The following is a 7025-nucleotide window of genomic DNA, read 5'->3' as shown; positions in this document are numbered from 1 at the left end:
CCGGGCGACAACGTCACCATCACCGTCAAGCTCATTGCCCCCATCGCGATGGAAGAAGGCCTGCGCTTTGCCATCCGCGAAGGCGGCCGCACGGTGGGCGCCGGCGTGGTGTCCAAGATCATCGAGTAAAAGGACACCCTGGTCATGACCAAGCAAAAAATCCGCATCCGCTTGAAGGCGTTCGACTACAAGCTGATCGACGCCTCGGCGGCCCAGATCGTGGACACCGCCAAGCGCACCGGCGCGATCGTGCGCGGCCCCGTGCCGCTGCCCACGCGCATGAAGCGCTTTGACATCCTGCGCTCGCCGCACGTCAACAAGACCAGCCGCGACCAGTTCGAGATCCGCACCCACCAGCGTCTGATGGACATCGTCGATCCGACCGACAAGACGGTGGATGCGCTGATGAAGCTCGACCTGCCCGCCGGCGTCGACGTCGAGATCAAGCTGCAGTGAGCCCCGCCGTCAAGCGCCGCGCGGCCTGGCTGCTGCGCAGCGCTTGACAGGACGCGAGCCCTCAAGGTACACTTGAGGGCTTCGCTTTTTGGCGAAGTGCTTGTGCTTGTGGCGCGCGTCACACACAGGTCCGTTGCGCAACCGGGCGAACGCCAGCCTATGCTGGGCCGGCCGACGCCCCATCAGACCCGGCCAATTGCAGTCGGGAATCGGAGAAAACAATGAGTCTGAGCAACTCTTTGGGGTTGTTGGGCCGCAAGGTGGGCATGATGCGTCTGTTCACCGATGAGGGCGACATGGTGCCCGTCACGGTGGTGGACGTGTCCAACAACCGCGTGGTCCAGGTCAAGACCCAGGCCAACGACGGCTACGACGCCGTCCAGGTGGCTTTCGGCAAGCGGCGCGCCTCGCGCGTGACCAAGCCGATGGCTAGCCACTACGCCAAGGCCGGCGTCGAAGCCGGCGAAATCCTGCGCGAATTCCGCGTCAGCACCGAGGTGGCGGCCAAGTTCGCGCCTGGCGCCGTCATCCCCGTGACCGAGCTGTTCCAGCCCGGCCAAAAGGTCGATGTGCAGGGCACCAGCATCGGTAAGGGCTACGCCGGCACCATCAAGCGCCACAACTTCGGCTCGCAGCGCGCCTCGCACGGCAACAGCCGCTCGCACAACGTGCCGGGTTCGATCTCGATGGCGCAGGATCCGGGCCGTGTCTTCCCGGGCAAGCGCATGACCGGCCACATGGGCGACGAGACCGTCACCGTGCAAAACCTCGACGTCGTGCGTGTCGACGCCGAGCGCCAGCTGCTGCTCATCAAGGGCGCCGTTCCGGGTGCCAAGGGTGGCTTCGTGACCGTCCGTCCGGCCGTCAAGGCCGCCAAGTAAGGAGCGATTCGCATGCAAGTCGAACTCCTCAACGACCAAGGTCAGGCCACCGCCACCGTCGAGGTGCCCGAGACCGTCTTTGGCCGCGATTTCAACGAAGCGCTGGTGCACCAACTGGTGGTGGCCTACCAGGCCAACGCCCGCCAAGGCACGCGTGCGCAAAAAGACCGTGGCGCCGTCAAGCACACGACCAAGAAGCCCTTCCGCCAAAAAGGCACCGGCAACGCCCGTGCCGGTATGAGCTCGTCGCCGCTGTGGCGCGGGGGCGGCAAGATCTTCCCCAGCAGCCCCAACGAAAACTTCACGCAAAAGCTCAACAAGAAGATGTACCGCGCCGGCATGGCGTCGATCTTGTCGCAGCTGGTGCGTGAAGGGCGGCTGTCGGTGGTCGATTCGATCAAGGTCGAAGCGCCCAAGACCAAGCTGCTGGCCAGCAAGCTCAAGGCGATGAACCTCGGCTCGGCGTTGATCATCGCCGACGAGATCGACGAAAACCTGTACCTGGCGTCGCGCAACCTGCCCAACGTGCTGGTGGTCGAGCCGCGTCACGCCGATCCGGTGTCGCTGGTGCACTTCAAGAAGGTGCTCGTCACCAAGGGTGCGCTGGACAAGATCAAGGAGATGTTCGCATGAGCCAGCGTAAATTCGACGAAGGCCGTCTGATGCAGGTGCTGGTGGCGCCGATCATCTCGGAAAAGGCCACCCGCGTCGGCGAGGCCGCCAACACCTACCTGTTCAAGGTGCTGCGCGACGCCGAAAAGCCCGAGATCAAGGCGGCGGTGGAGCTGCTGTTCAACGTCAAGGTCAAGGACGTCAACGTCCTCAACCAAAAGGGCAAGGTCAAGCGCTTTGGCAAGACCGTGGGTCGTCGCGACCACGTGCGCAAGGCCTATGTGACGCTGGCCGAAGGCCAGGAAATCCAGTTCGGTGCTGAGGGGGCCTGACCATCATGGCAGTCATCAAGATGAAGCCGACCTCGCCGGGCCGTCGCGGCATGGTGAAGGTCACGCGCGAAAACCTCTACAAGGGCCCCGGCTACGCCCCGTTGCTGGAGCCGCTCAAGAAGACGTCCGGCCGCAACAACAACGGCCACATCACGGTGCGCCACAAGGGCGGCGGTGCCAAGCACCACTACCGCATCGTGGACTTCCGCCGCGACAAGGACAACATCCCGGCCAAGGTGGAGCGCCTGGAGTACGACCCCAACCGCACCGCGCACATCGCGCTGGTGTGCTACGCCGACGGCGAGCGTCGCTACGTCATCGCGCCGCGCGGCCTGGAGGTGGGGCAAACCATCGTCAGCGGCCCGGAGTCGCCGATTCGCGTCGGCAACACGCTGCCGATCCGCAACATCCCCGTGGGCTCGACGATCCACTGCATCGAGCTCAAGCCGGGCAAGGGCGCGCAGCTGGCGCGTTCGGCCGGCACCTCGGCGGTGCTGCTGGCGCGTGAGGGCGTGTACGCCCAGGTGCGCCTGCGCTCGGGCGAAGTGCGCAAGGTGCACGTGGACTGCCGCGCCACCATCGGCGAAGTGTCCAACCCCGAGCACAGCCTGCGCCAGATCGGCAAGGCCGGCGTCAAGCGCCACATGGGCATCCGCCCGACGGTGCGTGGCGTGGCGATGAACCCGATCGACCACCCGCACGGTGGTGGTGAAGGCCGCACCGGTACCGGTCAGCCGCCGCGCGATCCGTGGGGCAACCTGACCAAGGGTTACCGCACCCGCCGCAACCGCCGCACGCAAAACATGATCGTGTCGCGCCGCAAGAAGTAAGGGGTCTGCAGCCATGTCCCGTTCACTGAAAAAAGGTCCGTTCGTCGACCATCACCTGATGGCCAAGGTCGAAAAGGCCCAGGCCAGCAAGGACAAAAAACCCATCAAGACCTGGTCGCGGCGCTCCACGATCCTGCCCGAGTTCATCGGTCTGACGATCGCCGTGCACAACGGCCGCCAGCACGTGCCGGTGTACATCACCGAGCAGATGGTGGGTCACAAGCTGGGCGAGTTTTCGCTGACGCGCACCTTCAAGGGCCACCCCGGCGACAAGAAAGCCAAGAAGTAAGGATTGATCATGGAAACCCGCTGTATCGTTCGCGGCGTGCGCCTGTCGGCCCAGAAGGGCCGGCTGGTGGCCGACCTGATTCGCGGCAAGAAAGTGGACCAGGCGCTCAACATCCTGGCTTTCACGCCGAAGAAGGCCTCCGGCATCATCCGCAAGGCGCTGCTGTCCGCCATCGCCAACGCCGAGCACAACGACGGTGCCGACATCGACGAGCTGAAGGTCAAGACCATCCACGTCGAGCAAGGCACGACGCTCAAGCGCTTCACCGCGCGCGCCAAGGGTCGCGGCAACCGCATCAGCAAGCCGACCTGCCACATCTACGTGACCGTGGGCAACTGACGAGGAAAGGAAGACCATGGGGCAGAAAATCCATCCTACGGGCTTTCGCCTGTCGGTGACCCGCAACTGGGCCAGCCGTTGGTACGCCAACAACCGTGACTTCGCCGGCATGCTGGCCGACGACATCAAGGTGCGTGAGTACCTGCGCAGCAAGCTCAAAAACGCGGCGGTGTCGCGCATCGTCATCGAGCGTCCGGCCAAAAACGCCCGCATCACCATTTACTCGGCGCGCCCGGGCGTGGTGATCGGTAAGAAGGGCGAGGACATCGAGCGTCTGAAGAAAGACCTGGCGGCGATGCTGGGCGTGCCGGTGGCCGTCAACATCGAGGAAATCCGCAAGCCCGAAGTTGATGCGCAGCTGATCGCCGACAGCATCACCCAGCAGCTCGAAAAGCGCATCATGTTCCGCCGCGCGATGAAGCGCGCGATGCAAAACGCGATGCGCCTTGGGGCCCAGGGCGTCAAGATCATGTCGTCGGGCCGCCTCAACGGTATCGAGATCGCGCGCACCGAGTGGTACCGCGAAGGCCGCGTGCCGCTGCACACGCTGCGCGCCGACATCGACTACGGCACCTCGGTGGCCAAGACCACCTACGGCACCATCGGTGTCAAGGTCTGGGTCTACAAGGGTGACACGCTGGGCCGCAACGACGTGCCGTCGCTGGACAGCACGCCGCGTCCCGCCGACGAAGAACGCCGCAGCCGCGGCCCGCGCCGTGATGGCGCGCGCAGCGGCCGCGGTGGCAATGCCCGCCGCGGTGGCAGCAACGCTGCACCGGCCGACGGCTCCGACAAGCCGGCCGAGGCCACCGCCACGGGCGCCGTTAAGCGCGTTCGTACCGACGCACCCGCACCTGCAGCTGCGGACGGCCAAGGAGTTTGATCATGTTGCAACCCGCTCGTCGCAAATTCCGCAAAGAGCACAAGGGCCGCAACACCGGGGTGGCCACCAGTGGCACCACCGTCGTGTTCGGCGACTACGGCCTCAAGGCCACCGACCGCGGCCGCCTGACGGCGCGCCAGATCGAGGCGGCGCGTCGCGCCATTTCGCGCCACGTCAAGCGCGGTGGGCGCATCTGGATCCGGGTGTTTCCGGACAAGCCCATCACGCAAAAGCCCGCCGAGGTCCGTATGGGCAACGGCAAGGGTAACGTCGAGTTCTACGTCGCCGAGATCCAGCCGGGCAAGGTGCTGTACGAAATCGTCGGTGTGCCCGAGCAACTGGCGCGTGAGGCCTTTGCGCTGGCGGCCGCCAAGCTGCCGCTGCGCACCACGTTCGTCACCCGCATGCTGGGCCAGTAAGGCAAGGAGTCACCGATGAAAGCTGCTGAACTGCGCCAAAAGGACGTGACCGCGTTGCAGGCCGAGATCAAGTCGCTGCAAAAAGCGCACTTTAACCTGCGCATGCAAAAGGCCACGCAACAGCTGGCCAACACCGCCGCGCTGCGCCAGACGCGCCGTGCCATCGCTCGTGCCAAGACCATCCTGGCCGAGAAGGTCGCCGCTGGCCAGTAAGGAGAGACCACCATGACGCAAGGCAAAATCAAGCGTACCCTGATCGGCAAGGTGGTCAGCGACAAGCGCGCCAAGACCATCACCGTGCTCGTCGAGCGCCGGGTCAAGCACCCGCTGTACGACAAGATCGTCATCAAGTCGAGCAAGTACCACGCGCACGACGAAAATGGCGAATACAAGCTGGGCGACATCGTCGAGATCACGGAAAGCCGCCCGCTGTCCAAGACCAAGAACTGGGTGGCCACCCGCCTGGTGCAAAAGGCCTCCGCCGTCTGACGGCACGCCGGCTTGGCGCCAACAAGCCCCGACGCCTTGTCGGGGCAAAAGGGACGACCGACAATGGTCGTCCCTTTTTGCTTATTCGAGGAGCGAGCGATGATCCAAGTCGGTGACACCCTGCCCGACGTGACGTTGATGGAGTACTGCGAAACCGAGGGGCCGGGCTGCAGCATTGGCCCCAACCCGGTGCGCGTGCGCCAAGCCGCCGCCGGCAAAACGGTGGCGCTGTTCGCGGTGCCGGGGGCGTACACGCCCACCTGCTCGGCCAAGCACCTGCCCGGCTACCTGCAACGCTACGACGAGCTGCGCGCCGCCGGCGTCGATGAAATCTGGTGCGTCAGCGTCAACGACGCCTTTGTCATGCACGCCTGGGGTCGCGACCAGGGCGTCGGCGACAAGATTCGCATGCTGGCCGATGGCAGCGCCGACTTTGCCAAGGCCACCGGGCTGACGCTGGACCTGACCGCGCGCGGGCTGGGGCTGCGCAGCAACCGCTACTCGATGTTGGTGGTCGACGGCGTCGTGCGCACGCTCAACGTCGAGGCGCCGGGAGCGTTCGAGGTCAGCGACGCCGACACGCTGCTGGCGCAGGCGCGTCAGCTCAAAGCTCCAGCTTGAGGTAGTGCGCGCCGGGCAACGGGTTGTGGTAATAGGGGGGGATTTCCTCGAACCCCAGCTCGTGGTACAGGGCGCGCGCCGCCTCCATCTCGTGCAGCGTGTCCAGCAGCATGCGGTCGTAGCCGCCCTGCTGCGCCAGCATGATCACGTGTTCGGCCAACTGGCGGCCCAACCCAAAGCTACGGAAGGCACGCCGCACGAACAGCCGCTTCATCTCGCAAGCGTTGCCATGGTCGCTCTCAAACAGCGGCCGCAGCGCGCAGCAACCGGCTGGCTCGCCCCCCACGCGCGCCAGCACCAAGGCGCCCAGCGGCGGGGCGTAGGCGCCAGGCAACGTTGCCAGCTCTTCGGTGAAGCCCTGAAAGCACAGGTCGATGCCGATGTCGTCCTGGTACTCCAAAAACAGCGTGCGGATTACGTCCAGGTCGTGCGGCGTGCTGGCCAGGCTGAGTTCGATGTCCAAGGCGGCATCCCCGTCACCGTCGGGCGGGGCGTGGGCGTCGTCGTCCATGGCGCGATGATACGGCGATGCGGGCGGGATGTGAAACCGCCGGTTGGCGTCACGTGGCCCGTACCATCCAGCCTACGATCTGCCGCCGCGTGCGGCTGAACTCCACGCCCACCTCGATGACGCGCTCGATGCCCGGCGCGCCGCGGTATTTGGCCGCGTAGTTGCGCGCCTGCAGCTGGCGCAGCGCCTCACCCGTGCCTTGCTCGCCATCCACGACCTTGAACTCGAACACCCAGGCGGTGCCGGCGTGCTTGACGGTGAGGTCGCACTGGCCTTCGTTGCTGACATCTTCAGCGATGATCTCCACCCCGAGGCTGGCCAGGTGGCTGTAGCAGACGCTGGCAAAGTAGCCCTCGTACTGCG

At 65.4% G+C, this 7025-nt stretch carries 15 protein-coding genes; 13 read left to right on the top strand and 2 right to left on the bottom strand.

What is annotated here, in order from left to right:
• The 13 genes from Taqua_RS12535 to Taqua_RS12475 form a co-directional block, all read left to right on the top strand.
• On the top strand, positions 1–129 hold a 129-nt coding region (locus Taqua_RS12535; protein WP_453820908.1), incomplete at its 5' end, for an EF-Tu C-terminal domain-related protein.
• Between the two features lie 15 nt (positions 130–144).
• Positions 145–456, top strand: coding sequence for a 30S ribosomal protein S10 (rpsJ, locus tag Taqua_RS12530; protein ID WP_132963689.1), 312 nt, complete (start codon positions 145–147; stop codon positions 454–456).
• A gap of 221 nt (positions 457–677) precedes the next feature.
• Complete coding sequence (rplC, locus tag Taqua_RS12525; RefSeq protein WP_144326927.1) at positions 678–1337, top strand: 50S ribosomal protein L3; 660 nt, start codon at positions 678–680, stop codon at positions 1335–1337.
• Between the two features lie 12 nt (positions 1338–1349).
• Positions 1350–1970, top strand: a complete 621-nt coding sequence (gene rplD / locus Taqua_RS12520; RefSeq protein ID WP_144326926.1) for a 50S ribosomal protein L4 — start codon at positions 1350–1352, stop codon at positions 1968–1970.
• Complete coding sequence (gene rplW, locus Taqua_RS12515; protein ID WP_132963692.1) at positions 1967–2281, top strand: 50S ribosomal protein L23; 315 nt, start codon at positions 1967–1969, stop codon at positions 2279–2281. The genes rplD and rplW overlap by 4 nt, the downstream gene beginning before the upstream one ends.
• Positions 2282–2286: 5 nt before the next feature.
• Positions 2287–3111 (top strand): 50S ribosomal protein L2, encoded by an 825-nt coding sequence (gene rplB, locus Taqua_RS12510; RefSeq protein ID WP_132963693.1) that lies wholly within the window; start codon positions 2287–2289, stop codon positions 3109–3111.
• Between the two features lie 13 nt (positions 3112–3124).
• Positions 3125–3400 carry a 30S ribosomal protein S19 gene (rpsS, locus tag Taqua_RS12505; RefSeq protein ID WP_132963694.1) on the top strand — a complete coding sequence of 92 codons (276 nt, stop codon included), beginning with the start codon at positions 3125–3127 and terminating at the stop codon, positions 3398–3400.
• 6 nt (positions 3401–3406) lie between these two features.
• Complete coding sequence (gene rplV, locus Taqua_RS12500; protein WP_185969633.1) at positions 3407–3739, top strand: 50S ribosomal protein L22; 333 nt, start codon at positions 3407–3409, stop codon at positions 3737–3739.
• A gap of 16 nt (positions 3740–3755) precedes the next feature.
• Positions 3756–4622: a 30S ribosomal protein S3 gene (gene rpsC, locus Taqua_RS12495; RefSeq protein WP_132963696.1), complete on the top strand. Its 867-nt coding sequence runs from the start codon at positions 3756–3758 to the stop codon at positions 4620–4622.
• A 2-nt stretch (positions 4623–4624) separates the two neighbouring features.
• Positions 4625–5041, top strand: coding sequence for a 50S ribosomal protein L16 (gene rplP / locus Taqua_RS12490; RefSeq protein ID WP_144326925.1), 417 nt, complete (start codon positions 4625–4627; stop codon positions 5039–5041).
• Positions 5042–5056: 15 nt separating this feature from the next.
• Positions 5057–5254, top strand: coding sequence for a 50S ribosomal protein L29 (gene rpmC / locus Taqua_RS12485; RefSeq protein ID WP_132963698.1), 198 nt, complete (start codon positions 5057–5059; stop codon positions 5252–5254).
• Between the two features lie 12 nt (positions 5255–5266).
• A complete protein-coding gene (rpsQ, locus tag Taqua_RS12480) occupies positions 5267–5530 on the top strand; it encodes a 30S ribosomal protein S17 (protein ID WP_132963699.1) in 264 nt (87 codons plus the stop codon).
• Positions 5531–5629: 99 nt separating this feature from the next.
• A complete protein-coding gene (locus tag Taqua_RS12475; protein ID WP_144326924.1) occupies positions 5630–6151 on the top strand; it encodes a peroxiredoxin in 522 nt (173 codons plus the stop codon).
• Here the strand turns inward: Taqua_RS12475 and Taqua_RS12470 are convergent.
• Both Taqua_RS12470 and Taqua_RS12465 read right to left on the bottom strand, forming a co-directional pair.
• Positions 6135–6662 carry a GNAT family N-acetyltransferase gene (locus tag Taqua_RS12470; protein ID WP_144326923.1) on the bottom strand — a complete coding sequence of 176 codons (528 nt, stop codon included), beginning with the start codon at positions 6660–6662 and terminating at the stop codon, positions 6135–6137. The two genes, Taqua_RS12475 and Taqua_RS12470, sit on opposite strands and share 17 nt — an antisense overlap.
• A gap of 49 nt (positions 6663–6711) precedes the next feature.
• Positions 6712–7025, bottom strand: a 314-nt coding sequence (locus tag Taqua_RS12465; protein ID WP_185969632.1) for a PD-(D/E)XK nuclease domain-containing protein, incomplete at its 5' end; no start/stop codon positions are given.

Origin of the sequence: Tepidimonas aquatica (assembly GCF_007556585.1) — a bacterium.
GTDB lineage: Bacteria > Pseudomonadota > Gammaproteobacteria > Burkholderiales > Burkholderiaceae_C > Tepidimonas > Tepidimonas aquatica.
Note: the sequence above shows the minus strand (reverse complement) of the source record. Positions and strands in the feature narration are given on the sequence as shown.